The 20,817-nt window shown below is 67.3% G+C and carries 17 protein-coding genes; 4 read left to right on the top strand and 13 right to left on the bottom strand.

Annotated elements, in window-relative coordinates:
* Positions 1–29 precede the first annotated feature (29 nt).
* From GFD21_RS09175 to murA, 9 genes are all read right to left on the bottom strand, one after another.
* Positions 30–1,073 carry a CPBP family intramembrane glutamic endopeptidase gene (locus tag GFD21_RS09175; protein WP_163197683.1) on the bottom strand — a complete coding sequence of 348 codons (1,044 nt, stop codon included), beginning with the start codon at positions 1,071–1,073 and terminating at the stop codon, positions 30–32.
* A 31-nt stretch (positions 1,074–1,104) separates the two neighbouring features.
* On the bottom strand, positions 1,105–2,334 hold the full coding sequence (locus tag GFD21_RS09170; RefSeq protein ID WP_163197682.1) for an ABC transporter ATP-binding protein: 1,230 nt from the start codon (positions 2,332–2,334) through the stop codon (positions 1,105–1,107).
* 6 nt (positions 2,335–2,340) lie between these two features.
* Positions 2,341–3,249 carry an ABC transporter permease gene (locus tag GFD21_RS09165; RefSeq protein WP_163197681.1) on the bottom strand — a complete coding sequence of 303 codons (909 nt, stop codon included), beginning with the start codon at positions 3,247–3,249 and terminating at the stop codon, positions 2,341–2,343.
* Positions 3,240–4,172, bottom strand: coding sequence for an ABC transporter permease (locus GFD21_RS09160; protein WP_163197680.1), 933 nt, complete (start codon positions 4,170–4,172; stop codon positions 3,240–3,242). Before GFD21_RS09160 ends, GFD21_RS09165 begins: the two co-directional genes overlap by 10 nt.
* Positions 4,173–4,203: 31 nt before the next feature.
* Positions 4,204–5,370, bottom strand: a complete 1,167-nt coding sequence (locus tag GFD21_RS09155; RefSeq protein ID WP_163197679.1) for an ABC transporter substrate-binding protein — start codon at positions 5,368–5,370, stop codon at positions 4,204–4,206.
* A gap of 398 nt (positions 5,371–5,768) precedes the next feature.
* On the bottom strand, positions 5,769–6,890 hold the full coding sequence (locus GFD21_RS09150; protein ID WP_163197678.1) for a D-alanine--D-alanine ligase family protein: 1,122 nt from the start codon (positions 6,888–6,890) through the stop codon (positions 5,769–5,771).
* 99 nt (positions 6,891–6,989) lie between these two features.
* Positions 6,990–7,985, bottom strand: coding sequence for an NAD(P)H-dependent glycerol-3-phosphate dehydrogenase (locus GFD21_RS09145; protein ID WP_163197677.1), 996 nt, complete (start codon positions 7,983–7,985; stop codon positions 6,990–6,992).
* Between the two features lie 160 nt (positions 7,986–8,145).
* Positions 8,146–9,048 carry a lysophospholipid acyltransferase family protein gene (locus GFD21_RS09140; protein ID WP_163197676.1) on the bottom strand — a complete coding sequence of 301 codons (903 nt, stop codon included), beginning with the start codon at positions 9,046–9,048 and terminating at the stop codon, positions 8,146–8,148.
* A gap of 165 nt (positions 9,049–9,213) precedes the next feature.
* The gene (murA, locus tag GFD21_RS09135; RefSeq protein ID WP_163197675.1) at positions 9,214–10,539 is read right to left on the bottom strand and encodes a UDP-N-acetylglucosamine 1-carboxyvinyltransferase; all 1,326 of its coding nucleotides are present in this window, start codon (positions 10,537–10,539) and stop codon (positions 9,214–9,216) included.
* Positions 10,540–10,849: 310 nt separating this feature from the next.
* On the opposite strand from murA, the gene GFD21_RS09130 reads away from it, so the two are divergent.
* Complete coding sequence (locus tag GFD21_RS09130; RefSeq protein ID WP_163197674.1) at positions 10,850–12,208, top strand: NAD(P)/FAD-dependent oxidoreductase; 1,359 nt, start codon at positions 10,850–10,852, stop codon at positions 12,206–12,208.
* A gap of 95 nt (positions 12,209–12,303) precedes the next feature.
* Here GFD21_RS09130 and GFD21_RS09125 read toward each other — a convergent pair whose 3' ends face one another.
* Positions 12,304–13,449 carry a beta/alpha barrel domain-containing protein gene (locus tag GFD21_RS09125; protein WP_163197673.1) on the bottom strand — a complete coding sequence of 382 codons (1,146 nt, stop codon included), beginning with the start codon at positions 13,447–13,449 and terminating at the stop codon, positions 12,304–12,306.
* Between the two features lie 137 nt (positions 13,450–13,586).
* On the bottom strand, positions 13,587–14,684 hold the full coding sequence (locus tag GFD21_RS09120; protein ID WP_225431769.1) for a CPBP family intramembrane glutamic endopeptidase: 1,098 nt from the start codon (positions 14,682–14,684) through the stop codon (positions 13,587–13,589).
* 538 nt (positions 14,685–15,222) lie between these two features.
* Here GFD21_RS09120 and GFD21_RS09115 point away from each other — a divergent pair.
* Positions 15,223–15,954, top strand: coding sequence for a response regulator transcription factor (locus GFD21_RS09115; protein WP_163197672.1), 732 nt, complete (start codon positions 15,223–15,225; stop codon positions 15,952–15,954).
* An 11-nt stretch (positions 15,955–15,965) separates the two neighbouring features.
* On the opposite strand, the gene GFD21_RS09110 is transcribed toward GFD21_RS09115, so the two are convergent.
* Positions 15,966–17,390: a sensor histidine kinase gene (locus GFD21_RS09110; RefSeq protein WP_163197671.1), complete on the bottom strand. Its 1,425-nt coding sequence runs from the start codon at positions 17,388–17,390 to the stop codon at positions 15,966–15,968.
* Positions 17,387–18,172, bottom strand: a complete 786-nt coding sequence (locus GFD21_RS09105) for a DUF805 domain-containing protein (RefSeq protein WP_163197670.1) — start codon at positions 18,170–18,172, stop codon at positions 17,387–17,389. Before GFD21_RS09105 ends, GFD21_RS09110 begins: the two co-directional genes overlap by 4 nt.
* A gap of 136 nt (positions 18,173–18,308) precedes the next feature.
* Between GFD21_RS09105 and GFD21_RS09100 the strand changes: the two genes are divergently transcribed.
* Both GFD21_RS09100 and GFD21_RS09095 read left to right on the top strand, forming a co-directional pair.
* Positions 18,309–18,812 (top strand): PH domain-containing protein, encoded by a 504-nt coding sequence (locus tag GFD21_RS09100; RefSeq protein ID WP_163197669.1) that lies wholly within the window; start codon positions 18,309–18,311, stop codon positions 18,810–18,812.
* Positions 18,812–20,611, top strand: coding sequence for a PH domain-containing protein (locus GFD21_RS09095; protein WP_318643756.1), 1,800 nt, complete (start codon positions 18,812–18,814; stop codon positions 20,609–20,611). The genes GFD21_RS09100 and GFD21_RS09095 overlap by 1 nt, the downstream gene beginning before the upstream one ends.
* Positions 20,612–20,817 lie beyond the last annotated feature (206 nt).

Raw genomic sequence — 20,817 nt, 5'->3', positions numbered from 1 at the left:
GGGGAGGCGCCGCCAAGAGGAGACGACGGTCAGAAGCCGAACGTGATCAGCCCCATCTGCCAGAGTCCGAGCACGACGGTGAGGGCGACGTAGGCGATCATACCGGGGTTGAGGAAGGCGAGCCGCGCGCCGTACCACTTCGGCAGCCGTTCGGGCGGGTCGTAGAACTCGATGCGCCGCAGGTTGCGGCAGATGAGCACGATGCCGGCGATCGTCAGGGCGAACATGAGCAGCCCGTAGGCGCCGAGCAGCGCGAGACCGGCCATGGCGGACGGATCCGTTTCGGCCATGCGCATCAGTTCCGCCTCGCCCATCGAGCCGTCGAGGAGCCTGTCGGCCTTGTCGCCGCCGGCGAGCGCGAGGATCCCGGGCGCGAGCAGCGACCCGGACGCGTTGACGACCATGTGCATGATCACCGGATAACGCAGACGACTGGTGCGCATGTACGCGTAGGCGAGCACCAGCCCTATGCCGAACGCGTAGAAGAACTGGTAGAGGTTCATGTGGAACAGCGCGAAGGCGAACGCGGACAGCACGATGGCGGTGCGTTCGCCGTAGCGGCGCGTGCGGTCGATGATCTGTTTGCGGAACAGCCATTCCTCGAAGAGGGGCGCGAGCAGCACCACGAACAGGGCGTTGACCCACGGGTCCGACCGCAGCACCATCTCGGAGACGCGGTTGACCGATGCGCCGCCGGAGATGGCCTGCGACAGGCCGGTGCCGATGATGTTGCCGGCCATCATGATGGGGAAGCACGCGATGAGCAGCGTCCAGAAGCCCTTCCCGCCGAGCGGGAATTCACGGGTCTTCAACGCGGGCACACGGGAGAGCACCGTCATGCCCATCGGCATCGCGACCAGATACAGCGGGCCGGACGAGATGAGCATCATGAGCCATGAGGGCGCCCCGCCCGGGAAATAGGGGGCGAGCAGGCCGGAGAGCACGATGTTCAGCCCCACCCAGAACGCGATCATCACGCACAGGCCGATGCCGACGAACGTGAAGCGGCGATGCGCCTCGAAGAAGGATGTGCGTGCATGCTGCGGTGCCGGCCGGGACTGTTGATCACTCATGGTCCCAGCTTACGGCACCGCGCGGGGGAATTCAGCAGGCGAGCGCCGCGACGGGGCGCGGGGTGACGACGACCTCGTCGCCGGGGGCGAGTCCGGCGGGCAGTTCGCCCGCGGGCAGCTGGACGGTGACCTTGAGCTGTTCGCCCTTGTTCCAGTGCTGGTATTCGCCGCTGGAGATCTCGCAGTCGACGCGCGCGACGGCGCCGAGGAAGTGGATCACCTCGACGCGCGCGTGCTCGCCGGCGGCGTTGGCGGTCTCGCCGGCACGGGCGAGCGCGATGTTCTCCGGGCGCACGAGCACGGCCACCGGGTCGCCCCGCTTCGAGCCGGGCAGCAGCGGCACGCGCTGGCCGAACACGACCGCCTCCTCGCCGTCGGAGGCGCCGGGCAGACGGTTCGTCAGGCCGATGAACGTGGCCACGTATTCGGTGGCGGGACGCTGGTAGAGGTCCTGCGGCGCGGCGATCTGCTCGATGCGGCCGTGGTTCATGACGCCGATGCGGTCGGCGACGGCGAGCGCCTCCTCCTGGTCGTGCGTGACGAACACGGTGGTGGTGCCGGTGGTGAGCTGGATGCGGCGGATCTGGTCGCGCAGCTGGACGCGCACCTTGGCGTCGAGGGCGGAGAGCGGCTCGTCGAGCAGCAGCACGCGCGGCTTGATGGCGAGGGCTCGGGCGAGGGCGACGCGCTGCTGCTGGCCGCCGGACATCTGCTGGGTGAACTTGTTCGCTTGGTCGGCGAGTCCGACGAGTTCGAGCTGTTCCATGGCGATGCGGCGGCGTTCCTCACGTCCGACGCCGCGCACCTCGAGGCCGAATTCGACGTTTTCGACGGCGGTCATGTGCGGGAACAGCGAGTAGGCCTGGAACACCATGGACATGCCGCGCTTGTTGACGGGCACGCCGGTGACGTCCTGCCCGCCGACGAGGATGCGGCCGCCCTGGATGTCCTCGAGGCCGGCGAGGGAGCGCAGCGCGGTGGACTTGCCGCATCCGGAGCCGCCGAGCAGCACGACCATCTCGCCGGGCTTGATGTCGAGGTTGAAGTCGTCGAGCGCGCGCACGGAGGAGCCCGGGTAGATCTTGACGACGTCCTGCATCCGGATGCCGCCGCCGCGGGTGGCGGAATCCTTGAGCAGGGCCTTGGCGGCCTTGGTCACGTCCTTGCCGCGCACGCCTTCGAGCGTGGCGGTCGGATCGTTCTTGAACTCATGCTCGGCCTGCTCTCCGGCCGTGACGTTGTTCTGTTGCGCAAGGGACATAATCGGTTACTTGCCTTCCTTGGTTTCGCCCGTGCGCGACCTGCCGATGTGTTCGGAGATGAGGTCGAGCGCGACGAGCAGCACCACGCCGAACAGCAATGCGAGCAGCGACATGGCGGTGGAGATCTGGGAGTTGGACTGGCCGAGCTGGTAGAGCGCGACCTGCAGGTTCATGCGGCCGAGCAGCGAGGCGACGGTGTATTCGCCCAGCACCACGGCGATGGAGATGAAGCTGGCGGACAGGATGGACTGCCATAGGTTCGGGATGATGACGCGGAAGAACACCTTGGGCCAGGAGGCGCCGAGCGATCGGGACGCCTCGACGAGGGTCTTCACGTCGATGGAGTTGAGGCCGACGGCGATGGCGCGGAAGGCGAACGGCATGACGAGCACGACGTAGGCGAAGCACAGCCAGATCGGGTTGGTGTCGAACACGGCGGAGCTCAGCCAGCGGTAGATGGGGCCGAGTCCGACGACGAGCACGATGGCGGGGATGGTCAGCGGCAGGGTGGCGACCCATTCGATGGCCCGTTCGAGCGCCTTGGAGCGGATGTGCACGATGACCATGGTGGGCACCATGAGCAGCAGCATGAGCACGACGGTCACGGCGCACAGGGCGAGCGAGGCGCCCAGGCCCTGCCACAGGACGGTCAGGTCCGCGCCGAGCGATTCGCCGTTGCCGGTGAAGATCGCGATCCACGGGGCGAGCGACCAGCGCCCGGACAGCGGGTGGCGCAGCGTGAAGACGAGCATGGAGACGAGCGGGACGAACAGGAACGCGAGCGTGACGAAGAGGATCACGAACTTGATGACGCCCTGCCTGCGCACGCGGGCGGCGCGCAGCTGCGGCGGGCGGTTCGGCGCGGCGGCCGCGGCCTGCGTATCGGTGGTTTCGGTGGTGGTGTTCACTGCCAACGTCCGGCCCTCTTTTCCACGGCGTGGCTCAACAGCATGACGATGGCCACGACGACGATCATCGCGAATGCCAGCACCTGGGCGAAGCCCTGCTGGTTGGGGTCCATCTCGTTGCGCATGGCGCCCTGGATCATCAGCGGCACGAGGATCGAACGCTGGGAGAACAGGGCGGCGGCCGTCGCGTACGCGGAGAACGCGGAGGCGAACAGCAGCAGGAACGCGGAGATGAAGCGGGGCGCGAGGATCGGGCACGCAATGCGCGTCCAGTACTGGAACGTGTTGCCGCCGAGCGACTCGCACGCCTCGCGCCACTGCGGCCGGATGGAATCGACCGCGGGCAGGAAGATGATGATCATCAGCGGGATCTGGAAGTAGCAGTACACGGTCACCAGGCCCGGCAGCGAGCTCAGCCAGTTCGGGTTGACGGTCAGTCCGGTCACCTGTTTGATGAGCATCGTGCCGATGCCGTTGATGCCGATGGTCGCGATGAACGCGAATGCGAGCATCACGCCGCCGAACTGGGCGAGCACGGAGGAGATGGCGGACACCATGCGGCGCAGCAGGCCGTTCGGCTTCGAGCCGATGACGAGCGCGTAGGAGGCGAGGCCGCCGACCACGGCGCCGATCAGCGACGAGGCGATGGACACGATGATCGAGGTGACGAACGCGGAGACGGTGTTCGCCTCGAACAGCTTGCTGAAGTTGGCGAGCGTGAACCCGCCGTCGCGCGTCTGGAACGCGCCGACGACGACGATCACGGTGGGGGCGAGCAGGAAGCACGCCGTGTACGCGAAGAACGGGACGGTCACCGCGAAGGTGCCGAGTTCCTTGCGATGCCGCGCGATGGCGGACGAAGCGGAGGTAGCGGACGGGCCCGCGCCCTTGGTGGCGACGGGCCCGTGCTGTGCGATTGACGCGGTCATGGGGTTGACGGTCTTCCCTGCGGCGTTCGGCTCAGTTGCCGATCGTCTTGTCCCAGTTGTTCTGCAGCCAGTCGGTGATGCGGGTGGCGTCGTCGTTGGTGTAGCTGACCGGCTTGCCCTCGATGGTGATGGCGTCCTTGAGGGTCGCCTGGTCGACGGTACCGTCCTGCTTCATCGAGTCGAGCAGCACCGGGTTGGCGCCGCCCTTGAACCACAGGTTCTGGGCTTCGGCGGTGTACAGGTACTCCTCCCACAGGCGGGCGGCGGCCGGGTGCGGCGCGTCCTTGTTGATGGCCTGGTTGTAGTAGCTGACGACCTGCGCCTTCGGGAAGGTCTTGTACTCCCAGTTGACGCCCTTGCTCTTGAGTTCCTTCTTGTAGGAGGCCTGGTTGTAGGTCCAGTCCATGACGACGCCGGTCTGGCCGGAATCGATGGTGCCGTTGGTCACGTCGACGGTGGTGAGGTTGCCGGCGTCCTTGAGCTTCTTGAAGAAGTCGAGGCCGGGCTGCAGGTTCTTGATGTCGCCGCCGGCCAGCTGGTTGACCATCAGGTAGCCGTTGAAGGCGGCGCCGGCCTCGGCGGGCTTGCCGTTGAGGGCGACGGTGCCGGCGAACTTCGGGTCGAGCAGGTCGTTGAGGGACTTGATCTCACCGTACTTGTCCTTGTTCCAGCCGATGGACATGATGCCGGTGTAGTCGGCGTAGTAGGCGCCGTTCGCGTCCTTGGACTCGTCCGGGATCTTGTCCCACGCCTGCACCTTGTACGGGGCGAAGGAGTCGGTGGAGGTGGCGGCGATCTGCTGGCCGACGTCGAAGACGTCCGGCGCGGCGTCGGTGCCCTTGTTGGTCTTGGCGGCGTCGAGCTCCTCCTTGGAGGAGGCGTTCGGGTTGAGCTCGGTGATCTTGATCTTCGGGTACTTCTTCTTGAAGGCGGAGATGACCTCGCCGTAGTTGGACCAGTCGTGCGGCAGGGCGATGACGTTCAGCGCGCCCTCCTTCTCGGCGGCCTTGACGAGGTCGTCCATGGTGCCGAAATCGGCGAGGGAGGTGGCCTTGGCGGACTTCTGGTCGACGGTGACGGCCTTGCCGGCGGAGCCGGATCCATTGCTGGAGGAGGCGCTCGACGAGCCGCAGGCGGCCATCGAGAACGCGAGCACGGTGGCGATGGCGCCCGCCGCGAACTTACGCAGGTTCTTCATATGCTTCTTTCCTTTACTCAACTTGCCTCTAGGGAGTCGGGGCTGTATTCGCGCTGCATTCACGCGGCCCATAATTCCAATTGAGTAAGTTAGGGGCGTTATCTGTCGCGACACCGGCGCCGCGGTGAACGCCGTGCGACCTTGCGCGACGCCGCGATGAATTCCGGGAAACTACAGATGAACTGCGACGCCTACGTACATTCCGTCGACGGCGCACCGGCGCCGGCGCCCACGCCCACGCGCCACGTTTCGCGACTTGCGTCACTCTACGGAACAGGGGACGGCGATTCTCCATCCTGGACACGTTCCGGGCCGCTTGGCCAAGTCCTATGGTCCATGATGGGGAATCGCCGTCCCCTGCGGTCACCCGCCACAAAGCAGGTGGGGAAATCGCGCAACTAGCGCAGCACGCCTTCGATGAGGCGGGTGATGAGCGCCGTGTAGCTCACGCCGGTGGCCTCCCAAGCCTTGGGATACATGGAGATCGGCGTGAAACCGGGCATGGTGTTGATCTCGTTGACCATCACGGTGCCGTCCGGCCGGACGAAGGTGTCCACGCGGCTCAGGCCGGCGCCGTCGACCGCGGCGAACGCGCGGCGGGCCACGTCGCGCACGTCCTCGAGCACGCTGACCGGCAGGTCGGCGGGCACCTCGACGTGGCTGGCGGTGGAGTCCATGTACTTGGAGTCGAAATCGTAGAACTGGTCGTCGTCCTGGTGGTCGAGCACGATCTCGCCCGGCCAGCTGGCCTCCGGTTCGTCGCCGGGGGCGGCGGCGAGCACCGCGCATTCGATCTCGCGGCCGTCGATGCCCTGTTCGATGAGCACCTTCCAGTCGTGCCTGCCGGCCTCGGCGATGGCGGCGCCGAGCTCGGAGGCCTGCGCCTCGGGCGAGTCGGATTCCTCGACCTTGGTCACGCCGAAGCTGGAGCCGGCACGCGAGGGCTTGACGAACAGCGGGTATGTGAGCCCGGCCTCGGCGACGCGCGCGAGCGCCTCCTCGCCGGTCACGGCGCGGGCGTCGACCATCACGCCGGGGGCGGTGGGGATGCCGGCCGCGTTGAGCACGACCTTCGTGTAGTGCTTGTCCATGCACGCGGCGGACGCGAACACGCCGCAGCCGACGTACGGCACGTTCATCATCTCGAGCAGGCCCTGCACGGTGCCGTCCTCGCCGTACGGGCCATGCAGCACGGGGAACACGGCGTCGACATGGCCGAACGGCTCGAGCGTGCCGTCGGCGTTGCGCGCGAAGAAGCCGTCCCGGCCTTCCGCCACGTCGAGCACGACGTCGCGGGCGCCCGCCGTCTTCTCGACGGTGGGCAGCGTGCCGCCGTCGAGGTTCCAGCCGCGCGGGTCCTCGCCGTCGACGATCCACTTGCCGTCCTTGGTGATGCCCACGGGCACCGCCTCGAAGCGGTCCGTGTCGAGCGCGTTGAGCACGCCGGCGGTGGAGATGCAGGAGATCGAATGCTCGTCGGCCCTGCCGCCGTACAACACCACGATGCGCTTCTTGGTCATAGTCGTTCTCGTCCGTTCCTTAGCGAATCGACCCGGCACACCGCCGGGCCCGAATTGTTCCGGGTACCGTATCCTACTCGCCGTCTTCGAACGCGCCGGTCACTCGGCGGTGATCTCGCGGCCGAACAGCAGGGAGAGCATCTCGGCGCAGGAGATGCCCTCGTCGAGCACACGGCTCATCGCGTAGGCGAGCGGCGTGGGCACGCCGAGCTCGTCGCCGAGCGCGACGACGGCGTCGGTGGTGGGCACGCCTTCGGCGACGCCGTTGCTCACCTTCGTCGCCTCCTCCTTGCTCAGGCCCTTGCCGAGGTTCGCGCCGAACGTGTAGTTGCGGCTCAGCGGGGAGCCGCACGTGGCGATGAGGTCGCCCACGCCGGCGAGTCCGGCGAAGGTCTTCGGGTCGGCGCCGGCGGCCTTGCCGAGCGCGGTGAGTTCGGCGAGGCCGCGCGTCTCGATCATGGCGGCGGTGTTCTCGCCGTAGCCGGCGCCGCGCGCCATGCCGACGGCGAGTGCGACGACGTTCTTGAGCGAGCCGCACATCTCCAGTCCGATGACGTCGGTGGTGACGAACGCCTTGAAGTAGTCGGTGGTGCAGGCCTTGGCGACCTTGGTCGCGTTGTCGAGGTCCTCGCAGCCGACGACGGTGGCGGCGGGCTGGCGCAGCGCGATCTCCTTGCTCAGGTTCGGGCCGGAGACGGCGGCGAAGCGCTCGGCGGGCAGGTCGAGGGATTCGCGCACGACCTCGTCCATGCGCTTGTTGGTGTTGCGTTCGATGCCCTTCATGAGGCTCACGACGATGGCGTCGTCGGGGATGAGGCCCTTGAATTCGGCGAGCGCGACGCGTGCGAACTGCGCGGCGATGGCGACGACGACGATCTCGGCGTCCCTGACCGATTCGGCGCGGTCGCCGGTGGCGGTCATGTTGTCCGGCAGGTGCTCGATGAACGGCAGCCTCACGTGGTTGCGGTGGTTGTCGCGGATGCCTTCGACGATTTCGGGCTCCATCGCCCACATCGTCACGTCGTTGCCCGCGTCGGCCAGCACCTGTCCGAATGCGGTGCCCCATGCGCCCGCGCCAAGAACGGTGATCTTCATTGCGTTTGGTTCCTTACTGTCTTGCCTGACTGTCTTGTCTGTGCTGCGATTCTTCGCCTTCACGCCATGCTACTCGCCCTCTCGCCCACGCGGCCGGCCCGTAGGGACGGGGACGGCCGCGTGGGCGGGTCGGGAAAGGGACGTTGCGGCGTATGCGCCGTCAGTCCTCGGTCGCCGTGATCGGCTTGCGCCCCATCGTGCGGTAGTCCCAGTAGCCTTCCTTGGGGAATTCCTCGCCGCGGATCTCCTCGAGGAGCTCGTTGAGACGGACGAACATGCGCCATTTGAGCGTCTCCACGGCCTCGGCCGGCGGCTCGTCGCCCCAATGCTCCATGCCTTCGAGCAGGTCGGAGTAGTCGAGCTGGTGGTCGTAGCACATGACGACGTTCTTCCTCGGCCATGGCCACCAGTGGTTGATGGAGGCGGCGCCCCAGGTGGCGGCGCAGAACAGCGGCACCTGCCTGCCGAGCCGGCGGGAGGCTTCGAGCGCGATGTAGGCGGCGCCCTCCTTGATGCTCATCACCCATTTCTGCGGGTCGCGGGTGACGGTGCCTTCGGGCCAGACGGTGAGCGGCCGGCCGGAGGTGAGGATGCCGATGGACGTCTCCTCGATCTGCTTGGCCTTGCCGGAGTGGCGCTGGACGGGCTGCATGCCGACGATCCGGAACCATTTGCCGATGAGCGGCCATTTCGCCATCTCGGCCTTGGCCATGTAGCGCGGGCGGCGGCCCATGTGAAACAGGCTGGCCATCGGCACGAACACGTCGAACATGGTCACGTGCGAGGCGGCGGTGATGAACGGGCCGCTTTCGGGGATGTTGTCGAGTCCCCACGCGTAGGTCCGGCAGCTCGCGTGGAAGACGACGTCGACGCCTTTGAGCAGGCGGCGGGTGCCCTTCGGATTCTGCGCGTCGATTTCCGGCTGGTTGATGCGGCGGCCCGGCCCGGTGGGCAGGTCGCGCATCGGGTCGACGAGATGGTGCCTCTTCGCGAGTTCGGCGACGCGTGCGTCGCTCAGCGGCTTGACCGCGGAGCGCGGCGACGGTTTTCCTTTGGATGCCATGCGCCTTATTGTACGTTCGCCCCCTACCGCGGCCCGTGCGCCGAGTTGAGCGGATGCTCCAGCTACAGGCCCCCTCGGTCCGGCCTCATGGCCGGCCAGCCCCCCTAAAGGGGACGCAACAGCGGGCCCCGGCATAAGCCTGGACCCGCTGTTCGCCTCCGGCCGTCAGTCGATGTCGGCGCCGAGCTGGTGGAGCTTGCCGCGGAAGTCGGCGTAGCCGCGGTCGATCAGGCTGATGCCCTGCACATTGGACGGGCCCTTCGCGGCGAGCGCCGCGATCAGGTGGCTGAAGCCGCCGCGCAGATCCGGCACGTCGATGTCGCGACCGGTGAGCGGGGTCGGTCCGAAGATCACCGCGGAATGCTTGTAGTTGCGCTGCTGGAAACGGCACGGCAGGGAACCCAGGCACTCGCGGTACAGCTGAATCGTCGCGCCCATCTGCACCAAGGGCTTGGTGAACCCGAACCGGTTCTCGTACACGGTCTCGTGCACGATCGACAGGCCGTTCGCCTGCGTCAAGGCCACGACCAGCGGCTGCTGCCAGTCGGTCATGAAGCCGGGGTGCACGTCCGTCTCGATCGCGACCGGCTTCAGATCGCCGCCCGGATGCCAGAAGCGGATGCCCTTGTCGGTCACGTCGAACTCGCCGCCGACCTTGCGGAACACGTTGAGGAACGTCATCATCTCCGGCTGGGTCGCCCCCTTGACGAAGATGTCTCCACGGGTGGCCAGCGCCGCCGACGCCCAGCTCGCCGCCTCGATGCGGTCGGTGAGCGACGTGTGCGTGTAGCCCTTGAGCTCCTTGACGCCCTCGATGCGGAACGTGCGGTCCACGTCCACGCTGATGATCGCGCCCATCTTCTGCAGCACGGCCACCAGATCCATGATCTCCGGCTCGATCGCCGCGCCCGACAATTCGGTCCTGCCCTCGGCCAGCACGGCCGCGAGCAGCGTCTGCTCGGTCGCGCCCACCGACGGGTACGGCAGGTGGATCTTCGCGCCGTGCAGTCCGTTCGGCGCGGTGATGTGGATCCCGTCCTTATGCTCCTTGTCGACGTTCGCGCCCAGCTTCCTGAGGGTCTCCAGATGGAAGTCGATCGGACGGCCGCCGATGTTGCACCCGCCCAACGCCGGGATGAACGCCTCGCCCAGACGATGCACCAAGGGCCCCGAGAACAGGATCGGGATGCGCGACGAACCCGACAGCGTGTCCACGTCCGCCACGTCCGCGAGCTGCACGTGCGTCGCGTCGATCGTGACCACGCCATGCTCGCCGTCCACGTCCACGTCCACGCCATGCAGACGCAGCAGGTCGGACACGACATGCACGTCGCGGATCTCCGGAACGTTCTTCAACACGCTCTTGCCCGGCGCGAGCAACGCGGCGACCATCGCCTTGCTCACGAAGTTCTTCGCGCCACGCACCTTGATCGTGCCGTTCAGCGGCTTGCCGCCCTCGACATGCAGCACATCGTTTTCGTTTTCGCCCACGACAACCTCTTTCGAATCAACGGAACCGCGAAACACTATCAAACAGTGTGCCATAAGGCATGTGCGAACACCGTGAAATAGCCCCGGGCGAAACGCGTCGGCCGCACGACGGGGGTCATGCCGCCGCGGACGGGGGCACCCCGTCCCGCAGCGATGTGACCCGCGTCACACTTCACGGACCGCTTGCGCGCCACGCGATGCCGGCGAAAACCGCTTTGCTACAGTGGACGCCGGAAGGCGGACGTTCGCGCCGGGGGCAACGGAAGACCCCGGAACGCCGCCCCAAGGCCATAAGCAAAGGAGCATATCCATGACCACCGTCGCCATCGTCGGCTGCACGCACGCCGGCACCTTCGCCGCCACGTCGATCCTCGCCGAGCACCCCGACTGGACCGTCCACGTGTTCGAACGCAACGGCACGCTGTCGTTCCTCTCGTGCGGCATCGCGCTGTGGGTCGGCGACCACGTGTCCGACCCGAAGAAGATGTTCTATTCCTCCCCCGAGGCGCTGGCCCAGGCGGGCGCGACCATGCACATGCGCACCGACGTGACGTCCATCGACGTCGCCGCCAAGACGCTCACCTACCGCCCGGTCGACGCCCCGGCGGACGGCTCCGAAGCCCCGGTCGAGACGCTGTCCTTCGACAAGCTCGTCGTCACCACCGGCTCGCGCCCGGTCGTGCCGCCGATCCCCGGCATCGACAGCCCGCACGTGCTGCTGTGCAAGAACTGGGACCACGCCATCGCCATCAAGGAGAAGGCGAAGGAGGCGAAGTCGGCGGTCGTGATCGGCTCCGGCTACATCGGCGCGGAGATCGCCGAGCAGTTCTCGCTCACAGGCGTGAAGACCACGCTCGTCGACGGCCTCGACCGCCCGCTCGCCAACAACTTCGACAAGCAGATCACCGACCAGGTCGCGGCCGCGTTCGAGGAGCACGGCGTCACGCTCGCGCTCGGCCAGAAGGTGACCGCGTTCCGCGACAACGACGACGACACCGTCACCGTCGTCACCGAGAAGGGCGAGTACACGGCCGAGATGGCGATCCTCGCGGTCGGGTTCCTGCCGAACACGGACCTGCTCAAGGGACAGGTCGACATGCTGCCGAACGGCGCGATCGTCGTCGACGACTACATGCGCGCCTCCGCGCCGGACGTGTACGCGTGCGGCGACTCGGCGACCGTCTTCTACAACCCGACCGGCAGGCACGACTACATCCCGCTCGCCACGAACGCGGTGCGCCAGGGCCTGCTCGTCGGCCGCAACATCGCGGAACCGACCGTCAAGTACCTCGGCACGCAGGCGACGAGCGCCGTGCAGCTGTACGACCTGTCGCTCGCCGCGTCCGGCCTGACCGCGGCCGGTGCGGAACGCCGCGGCCTGACCGTGCGCGAGACCGAGCTGACCGAGGACTACCGCCCCGACTTCATGCTCACCACCACGCCGGTCACGTCGATCCTCACGTGGGATCCCGAGACGCGCGAGGTCAAGGGCGGCCAGTTCTGCTCGAAGGCCGACATCTCCGGCGCCGCGAACGTGATCTCGATGGCGATCCAGGCGAAGTTCACCATCGACCAGCTCGCGAACGTGGACTTCCTGTTCCAGCCGAACTTCGACAAGCCCGTCTATTATGTCGGCGCCGTCGCCATGAAGGCCGCCGCCGAAGCCTGAGGGGCAACGCCCCGGTCCGCCGCGGGGCGGACGCGAACGGCGACGGACCGGCGATAACGGAATGGCCGTGCATCATGCACGGCCATTCCTCGTATCTACTCCCCGATCGTCGCCTTGATCCTGTGGGCGAGTTCGGCGTCCCACATCGCGCCGGTGGCGGACATCACGCTGTCCGCGCCGGCGCGCTTGTACGCCGCGTAATCGGCCGGCGTCACGACGCCGCCGACGCCGTTGATCGCGAACTCGAGGCCGAGGCGGTCGCGGATCGCGGCGAGGCGCGAGACCATGTCGAGGCCCGCGCCGCGGATCGCGTTGCCGCATACGCCGGAACGCTCGCGTCCCTTGCCGGGCAGCGCCTGGTCGCCGTTCGCGTCGACCAGTTTCGCGGAGATCGTGTTGATCGTGCTGAAGCCCTGCACGGTGCCGCGTCCCACGGTGGACTTCACCATGAGCTCGAGCGCCGCGTCGTCGGGGATGTAGGCGAGCTTGACCATGAGCGGCGTGTCTCCGATCTCCTTCTTCACGGCCTCGGCGATGCGGCCGACGAGCAGCGGGTTGTGGCACAGCAGCACGTTGTGGCCCTCGTTCGGGCAGCTCGTGTTCATCACCATGACTTTCGCGCCGGTCTCCTTGACGAGGCGCGCGGTGGTCGCGTGGTCGGCGATGTACTCCTCCTCGCTCATGCCCTCCACGCGCGAGCCCTGGAAGCCGGGGACGAGCAGCTGGCCGGGGCCGGCCGCCTCGATGGCGCGGAACATGTCCGGCTGCCACAGGTCCGGGTCCTGCGAGGGCACGCCGAAGCTGTTGGAAATGGAGATCGGGCGCTCGTAGTTCGTGTCGGCGAGCACGCCCTCGTCGAGTTCCGGACTGCCGGGCGTGAGCGAGCCGTCCGCCGACTTCGGATGCACGGCGAGCACGTTCGGGAACGGGTTGCAGCCCCATGCGCGCGAACGCACCGTCTTGTAGGTGGCCAGGTCGAAGCCCATGCGGAACGCGGCCGTGGTGAAACGGCTGTTGAGCAGCGGGCCGGCGGGGATGCCGAAGGCGAGGTTCACCGGCACCCCGAGGAACGAGTCGGCCGGGGTCCGCGCGGCGTCGCCGGCCGCCCCGTCGCCGGGGGCGACGTCGGCGTCGCGTCGCAACGCCTCGGCGAACGCGCCGAACGGCCCCTCCTCGTAATTGTCCTCATAGGTGCGGTTGACGTCGTAGAACGGTTCGGACTGCTGGCTGCCCTGGCTCATGGCTTTCTCGATTCTCCTCGGTTCGCGAACGGTGCCGGCCCGGCCGTACGGCCGCACGGATACCACCAGCATAAACCGTTCCGCGACCGCGGCGCCGGGAGGGCGCGGCCACGTTCCCGGCAATCGGACCGGGGGCGTCAGACCAGCATCGCGCCCACGAACGAGATGATGGCGAACAGCGCGTTGACGACGACGAACACGATGAACGCCCATGACGTCCAGCCGAAGTACGTGTCCGGGCCGCTGCGGTTGACGCGCCGGTATTGGGACAGGCCCCGCCCGTAGCACGCGAACACGATGATCGAGCCGACCACGCCGATCAGGGACAGGGCGACCGTGTACACCATGTACCCGGTATCCCCGAGGAAACGGCCGGCGAGCCCGTCGACCACGCCGGACAGGATCGCGTTGTTGAAGATGTGCAACGCTATCGACCAGAACAGCGAATACTCCATCGCGATGAACCCGAGGACCAGGCCGAGCAGGAACGCGAACACACCCTGCACCACGTCGTCGTGGAACAGCCCGAAGGCGAGCGCCGACGTGAAGATCGCAAAGTTGCGTCCCAGCGGCTTGAGCTCCTTCATCAGGACGCCGCGGAACACGACCTCCTCGCAGATCGGCCCCACCAGGCCGATGTACAGCCACATGCTCACCGTGATCGCCGATTCGTTGATGCTGTCCGAGGACGGCGACACGAGCGATACCCCGGCCATGGAGAACGCCATCTGCACGAGGATGATCACACCCTGCACGCCCATGGCGAGCACGATGAACACCAGACACCACAACGGGGTCATGCGTCTGCCGCCGTATTGGCTTACCGTGCCCAGCTGGTTCGGCTCGCCGTAGGTGTTCACGTGCCGTCCGCCCAGCCAGAACTCGCGGGTGAGGATGTCGCGGTGCCGCATGAGCAGCATGAATCCGAACGCCGAGATGACGGAGACGAGGCTCAGCACGCCGGCCCAGCGGTTGGAGATGTCGTCGGCGGAGGCCCCCATCGAGCCGCCGGCGTGCGTGGCGACGAGCACGATGCCGAGGAGGACGCCGGCGACGAGGCTCACGCCGACCATCACGGCCTGGTAGGCGAGCGTCAGTCCCATGGCGCGGTTGACGACCTTGCGCCGCCACGACCGCCACCACACACGGGGGTCGACGGGCGCGTACACCGGCATCGGCTGCGCATAGTAGGCGGGCCACATCGGCTGGGGGTGGTATGCGTACGGCGCAGGCATGGGCCGCGGGGCCGGAGCCGCCGGCATGGCTTGCGGAGCGGGGCTCGCCGACGGCACGGAATAGGGGTACTGCCGCCCTTGAATGTATGGCTGCGACTGGGGTTGCGGCTGCGCGGGGTACGGTTGCGGCTGTGCGGGGTACGGTTGCGCCTGGACCGGCTGCTGCGCCGGCGCGAACGGCCGCTGCTGCGGATACGGCGGTTGTGGGTATTGCGGCTGGGGATATTGCGGCTGAACATACCGGGTTTCCGGGACGACGCCCTGCGTGGCCGGCGGCACAGGGTTCACAGGCGACGGCGCAGGCCGGCCGGCCGGCGTGGACTGGCCGACCTGCGTGGGATAGCCGGCCGACGTGGGCTGACCGGCCGGCGTGGGCCGCACGGCGTCCCCTTGCGGATGTTCTTCGTTCATGCTCATGACGCCCAACCTATCCGCCGTTCCTGAATGATTCGTGACCATGTCCACAGATGTCCACCATGGGGCCCGATACAGGCGGGGCGCCGTCCGTTCACGACATGGCGGCGTTACAGTGAGACCCATGAGAGACGAACGGGAAACGGCCGCGACGCCCGTGCTGGTCGCCGCGGTGGACAACGACCGTATGGCGCTGCTTGCGTTGCAGGGTATCCTGCCGCAACTGATGCCCGAATCACGTTGGCTGTGGGGCGTCGGCACCGCCGACGAGGCGGTGCGTCGCACGCTCGACCCGGAGACCCGGCCGCGCGTGCTGCTGGTGGACATGTCGCTGGACGAGGCGACAGGCGTGGGCGTATGCCGCAAGATCCGCATGCGCACGGACCGCGTCGCGCTGCTCGGCGTCACCGCGTTCTCCACGGGCACCTATGCCGCGCGTCTCGCCGAGGCCGGCGCGCAGGGCATCGTGTCGAAGGCGGATATCCCACGCCTGGCACGGGCGCTGCGCACGGTGGCCGCCGGAGGCGTGGTCCCGGCCGGGGAGTCGGGGACGAGGTTCCTCACCGCGGCCGCGGCCCATCGTCGGATGACGGAAACCGGGAACGTTCCGCACGCCGAGGCGGGCGACCGTTCCGGAACCGACGCCGATGCCATGGACGCCGTCCGGCCGGTCGACCGTCTGGGCATGAAGGAGGCGGAGACGCTGCGTCTGCTGTCGCGCGGACTCACCTACGACCAGATCGCCGCGCAGTGGGGCGTGGCCGCGTCCACCGTGCGCACGCACGCCCACCGCGCCGTGGAGAAGCTGCACGCCAACTCCCTCGCGCATGCGATCGCCCTGTATCTGAGTGCGTGACGGCCCGGACGTCACGCGTCGAGCGGCAGTTCGGCGCCGATCATCCACGTACCGTCCTGACGGCTGAACCGCATCGTGCCGCCGAGACGCTCGACGGCGGCGCGGTGCATGGCGAGTCCGCCGCCATGGCGTCGGCCATGCATCAGCGTTTCGGATTCGTCGGCGAGCGCGTTGACCTCGCTGATTCGGATGCGCTCCGGCGCGATGTCGACGAACAGGCTGTACGCGGGTTCCTCCGTGGCGTCGTGACGCGGGGCGTCCGCGGCCGCCGTTCCCGTCGCGTCGTCCGGCATCGCGCAATGGCGCACGATGTTGGCGTAGATCTCCTCGACGAGTTCCATCGCCGTCCGCTGCACGGGTTTCGGCACGCGCACGTCCGGCACGCCGTTGAACCTGCTGACGCCACGCAATCCCAGCATCGCCATCGTCCGGTCCTGGTCCTCGAGGTATTTCTCCAGCTGCGTGTCGAACGCCGCCGCGGCCGGCGAGTCCGCTCCGTCCCCGGCGGCGTTCCCCGCGTTCCCCGCGGTCTCCGTCGTTTCCTTCGAATCCAGCGAATCCAGTCCGCGTTTGCCGTTGAGCACGTCGATGACCTGATGCACCCGGTCGAGCGCATGGTGAGAACGTTCGTAGATCGCGTCGAGCATGGCCGTGTCGTCGTCGTCGGCCTTCGCGCGCCAGGCGAGCATCGCGATGGTGGACATGTCGTTGGCCACGGAATCGTGGATCATGTGCGCAAGCTCCTGTTCGCGCGTGACGCGGCCGAGCATGCGTTCGGCACGCGTCGCCCGCGCGTCCGCTTCGGCGGAGCGCCGGAACGCCGCGCCGATCGCGACGAGGAACCCGAGGATCATCAGATCGAGCACCAGCGTCGCGGCGAACACGATGAGCCGGTAGTGCGGCAGGCCGGTTGCGGGGACGATCCCCGAGGACGCGGCGTCCTGCGCGTTCACGTCGTTGATCGCGTCGACGAACCCTTCGACGACGCTGCCGCCGACCGATGGCATGTCCGACCAGGCGAAACCGGCGGCGTCGATGACCGTGTACACGCCGAGGATGACGGCCGCCTCACGCCCGGTCATGACACAGCCGACCGCGAGGAAGATGGTCAGCAATGCGGTGCTGCCGTCGGCCCACCACCAGTCGCCGCGCAGGATTCCGGCGGCGAGGATCAGCGCCGGCCCGATCACGCACACCGTGCGGGGCCGAAGCGGCAGGAGGGCGGACAGCGCGATCCAGCAGATCGCGAGCGTCATCTGCGCGGGCGAGGCGGGCGGCGTCATGACGAGTTGCGCGATCAGGAACACGATGCCGATGATCGCGTCCTTCTCGACGAAATGCGGCTCGCGCCACCATGCCCTCACACGCCGCATCGCCCCGATCAACCCTGTCGTCGCCGTGGCGTCGACGTCATCGTTCTTCCCGACCGTGCTCATGCGCGATGCTCCTTCATGCCCATATCGTGAATATCCCCGTTACCCATGTCGTTCCGCTCACCCACGGGACCGCCCGTGGGAGGTCTGTCGAACCGCATGCCTTTCGGATTGCCCGGCATCACCATCAGCACGACGGACGCAAGAGCCGCCAGCAGCCAGAACCCGATGAGCAGCAGCATCGCCACGATGACGGTCACCGCCAGACCGGGCCCGTCGGAGTCGAAACCGCTCGCCGCACCTCCGATGAATATGGCGACGAAGACCGCCCCGACCGCGACAATCTGCAACCCCACGGGCAACAGCATCCACCAGCCACGCAGATTCTCGTCGTGCAGACGGCGCACCGACAACGACAGGTTCGGCAGCCACAGCACGAGCTGTGTGATGAGCAGGGCCATGTCCGGCCACGTATTCCCCTCGGACAATGTACCTGACATCAAATCGGATGGGTGTCCGGTCAGCCACGAGATGACTGTGACGACCAAATACACTCCTGTTTGCACAAGCAGGCAGAACAGCCACGCCCACCAGTATTCGCCGCGCGAGGCGCGACCGTGGAAGATGAACGTCTTACGCAGGAGCCGAGTAATCGCCCGGCCGAAACCGATGCCATACCACGGTGCCCACAGCGGCGGCTCGCCGGCCACGGCGACATACGGTCCAGAGGCGTGCACGCCTGCAGGCGGTTGCGCCGGGATGCCGTCACGACCATCACGGTCACCATTCGCGGTCCTGTATGGATACGGCGTCTGCGGATACGGATTCATGTTCGCATTGCCCATCGCCCATCACCTTTCCTTCATCCTGTTGCCTTCCACTCAACCGCACGGGACGGGTCCCGTCCAGTTTTCCCCGGAGCCGGTCGACGTATGTCCACCGGTTCCACGGGCACGATCGATGAACGGTTACAGTGGACGTATGAACGACGATGGTTCCGACGAAACGGTGTGGCGCCCGCTGCCGCGACGCGTGCGCACGGTGTGGCTCATCAACGAGGCGATCGGCTGCGCGATCTGGCTGGCGGCCTGCGGCGTGTTCGTCGCGATCTGCATGACCAATGGATGGTGGGGGTTCTGGACGAAACTCGTCGCGCTGCTGGTCACGGTCTATGCGGTCGGCGATCTTGCGACCCAGCCGTTGCAGACGAAATACCTGTACGCGTTCACCCGCTTCCGCATCGGCGAACGCGAGCTGGCGACGCGCAAGGGCTGGCTGTTCCGCAGGACCACCACCACGCCGTACAACCGCGTGCAGCATGTGGACACGAAGCAGAATCCTGTGCAGCGCCGGTTCGGGCTGACCACGGTGGTCGTGCATACCGCCGCCGACGAGCATGAGATCGCCGCGTTGGACACGGCCGAGGCGGAACGCATGGTGGCGTTGATCACCGGACGCGTTGCCGCGGCGAAGGACGACCTGTGATGGACGGGGTATCGGCGGCACGGGTCCGGCCGGAATCCGACGCCCGCGAATCGTCCGCTCCCGATGGTCCCGACGGGTCGGGCGCCTCCCGCTGGCGTCGGTTGCATCCGGCGGCCCTGATCGTCCGAATCGTGTCGAACGTGAAGGGCACGGTCTCCCTGCTGCTGTCGTTCATCGTGATCGTGCGCGCGTCGTTGCGACGCGGCGACTGGTGGCTGTGGGCGTGTGCGGCCGCGATCGTGATGGTCGTGGTCGTCCGGCCGCTGTGCGCATGGCTGACCACACGCTACCGGCTGACCGCCGACGCGTTGGAATACCGTTCGGGTCTGTTCCTTCATCAACGACGGACCATCTCCTATGGCGCGATCCACGCGGTCAACAGCGCGCAGCCGGTGTATCTGCGGCCGTTCGGCATCGTCCGCCTGACCGTCTCATCGGTGGGCGCCGATGCGGACATCACGTTGGATGCGGTGCCGGCGGCGCTGCAGCTGGAATTGGAGCGTCTGCGCGCCGGCGCGCGTGAGGACGGGGAATCGTGTGATGGTCCGGATTCCGGCCCGGGCGTCTGCCCCGGACCGCCGGCATTGTCCGATTCACCCGTTGCGGCGCCCACCGCGACGGCGACGCCGGAAACGGCGATGCCGCGTATCGACGCCGCACGTGACGGGCATGCGCCGGTGTTCCGCGCGTCGACGCACGACATCCTGCTGTTCGCCGTCACCGATCTCGGTTTCGTCGCGGCGGCGTTCGTCGCGTTCGGGTTCGTGCAGAACCTGCAGGACATGCTGCCGCGCGACATGGTGCACGGCGCGGAACGTTCGATCGGCGATTACGCGTCGCGCGGCGTCCTCGCCGTGGTGCTGTTGGCGTCGGCGTGTCTGCTGGCGATCGTCGCCGTCAGCGTCGTGACGTCGCTGTTGCGGTTCCATGGTTTCGAGGTGTGGCGGCGCGGCGACGACCTGGTGGTGGTACGCGGGCTGTTCACCCGTCGCACGACGGCGATTCCGGTGGGCCGCATCCAGACGATCGTCGTCCAACAATCGGTGTTGCGCCGTCCGTTCCGCCTGTGTTCGGTGCGTCTGGGATTGAGCGCGACGTCGCAGGACCATGACGTCGCGTCGGCCACGATCGTATTGCCAGTCATCGGAACCCGCCGTGTCGTGCCGGTGTTGCGTCTGATGCTGCCGGAATGGGATGCGCCCGACGAACTGGGCATGGCGCGTGCGACACGAGTGCCGAAGGAACCGAGGCATGATATCGGCTCGTGGGCGGGCGGCGCCACGAGCCGACCGCGATTGCGGTGCACCGGGCGGGATCTGCTGCGTTATTATCTGACGGTCCCATGTTTCGCGACCATCACGACGACGTCGCTGACGGGAATCGGCGGAGCCGTGACGCATATCTGGCCGTGGTGGCTGTTGTTCGTGCCGTTGGCGGCCGGGGTATGCTGGATATCGGCGCGCTGGCTGAAATCACGCAACGAGGGGTATCTGATCGTGCCGGACATTCCCGATTCGGTTGTTTCGTCGCCCGGTCGGTCGTGCGACGGACCGGATGAACGACCGTTGCGGCATCGCATCATCGTGACGGGCGCGCGGGGATGGGGGCTGTTCGCCATGCTGACGCGGCGGGCCCGTGTGCAGTCGGTGACGCGCACCACCGCATTGTGGCGCGAATCCCGGGGCGTCGAGGGATTGCAAATGTCGTTGTTCGTGATGAACGGCATCTCCGACATCCGGTTCCGGTTCCTGCACCGTGACGACGCGGAAGCGCTGGAGTCGTGGTTCACGGGCCGATGATCCATGAACCGATAAGGATGTTCGTTTAGTATGCGAAACCCCCGGGTGGATGCCATCCGTCCGGGGTTTCGTGTTTGTCTTTTCGTGTTTGTTGGTTGTGTGGGTATGCGAAGGACCCCCGGGAGCTGTGCTCGACCGGGGGTCCAGTATGTTAATAGCGGCGACGTGCTACTCTCCCACGCCCTGTCGGGTGCAGTACCATCGCC

The sequence above is a fragment of the Bifidobacterium platyrrhinorum genome, assembly GCF_010667645.1.
GTDB classification, from domain to species: Bacteria; Actinomycetota; Actinomycetes; order Actinomycetales; family Bifidobacteriaceae; genus Bifidobacterium; species Bifidobacterium platyrrhinorum.
The sequence above is the reverse complement of the archived record's forward strand: the minus strand, read 5'-3'. Positions and strand labels throughout refer to the sequence as shown.

Excerpts from the sequence above, each read along its gene's own strand:
- GFD21_RS09170 (WP_163197682.1), bottom strand. The coding sequence starts at position 2,334 with ATGTCCCTTGCGCAACAGAACAACGTCACGGCCGGAGAGCAGGCCGAG.
- GFD21_RS09110 (WP_163197671.1), bottom strand. The coding sequence starts at position 17,390 with ATGAGCACGGTCGGGAAGAACGATGACGTCGACGCCACGGCGACGACA.
- GFD21_RS09140 (WP_163197676.1), bottom strand. The coding sequence starts at position 9,048 with ATGGCATCCAAAGGAAAACCGTCGCCGCGCTCCGCGGTCAAGCCGCTG.
- GFD21_RS09160 (WP_163197680.1), bottom strand. The coding sequence starts at position 4,172 with ATGACCGCGTCAATCGCACAGCACGGGCCCGTCGCCACCAAGGGCGCG.
- GFD21_RS09120 (WP_225431769.1), bottom strand. The coding sequence starts at position 14,684 with ATGCCTGCGCCGTACGCATACCACCCCCAGCCGATGTGGCCCGCCTAC.
- GFD21_RS09145 (WP_163197677.1), bottom strand. The coding sequence starts at position 7,985 with ATGAAGATCACCGTTCTTGGCGCGGGCGCATGGGGCACCGCATTCGGA.
- GFD21_RS09155 (WP_163197679.1), bottom strand. The coding sequence starts at position 5,370 with ATGAAGAACCTGCGTAAGTTCGCGGCGGGCGCCATCGCCACCGTGCTC.
- GFD21_RS09095 (WP_318643756.1), top strand. The coding sequence starts at position 18,812 with ATGGACGGGGTATCGGCGGCACGGGTCCGGCCGGAATCCGACGCCCGC.
- GFD21_RS09115 (WP_163197672.1), top strand. The coding sequence starts at position 15,223 with ATGAGAGACGAACGGGAAACGGCCGCGACGCCCGTGCTGGTCGCCGCG.
- GFD21_RS09100 (WP_163197669.1), top strand. The coding sequence starts at position 18,309 with ATGAACGACGATGGTTCCGACGAAACGGTGTGGCGCCCGCTGCCGCGA.
- GFD21_RS09175 (WP_163197683.1), bottom strand. The coding sequence starts at position 1,073 with ATGAGTGATCAACAGTCCCGGCCGGCACCGCAGCATGCACGCACATCC.
- GFD21_RS09130 (WP_163197674.1), top strand. The coding sequence starts at position 10,850 with ATGACCACCGTCGCCATCGTCGGCTGCACGCACGCCGGCACCTTCGCC.
- GFD21_RS09105 (WP_163197670.1), bottom strand. The coding sequence starts at position 18,172 with ATGGGCAATGCGAACATGAATCCGTATCCGCAGACGCCGTATCCATAC.
- GFD21_RS09125 (WP_163197673.1), bottom strand. The coding sequence starts at position 13,449 with ATGAGCCAGGGCAGCCAGCAGTCCGAACCGTTCTACGACGTCAACCGC.
- GFD21_RS09150 (WP_163197678.1), bottom strand. The coding sequence starts at position 6,890 with ATGACCAAGAAGCGCATCGTGGTGTTGTACGGCGGCAGGGCCGACGAG.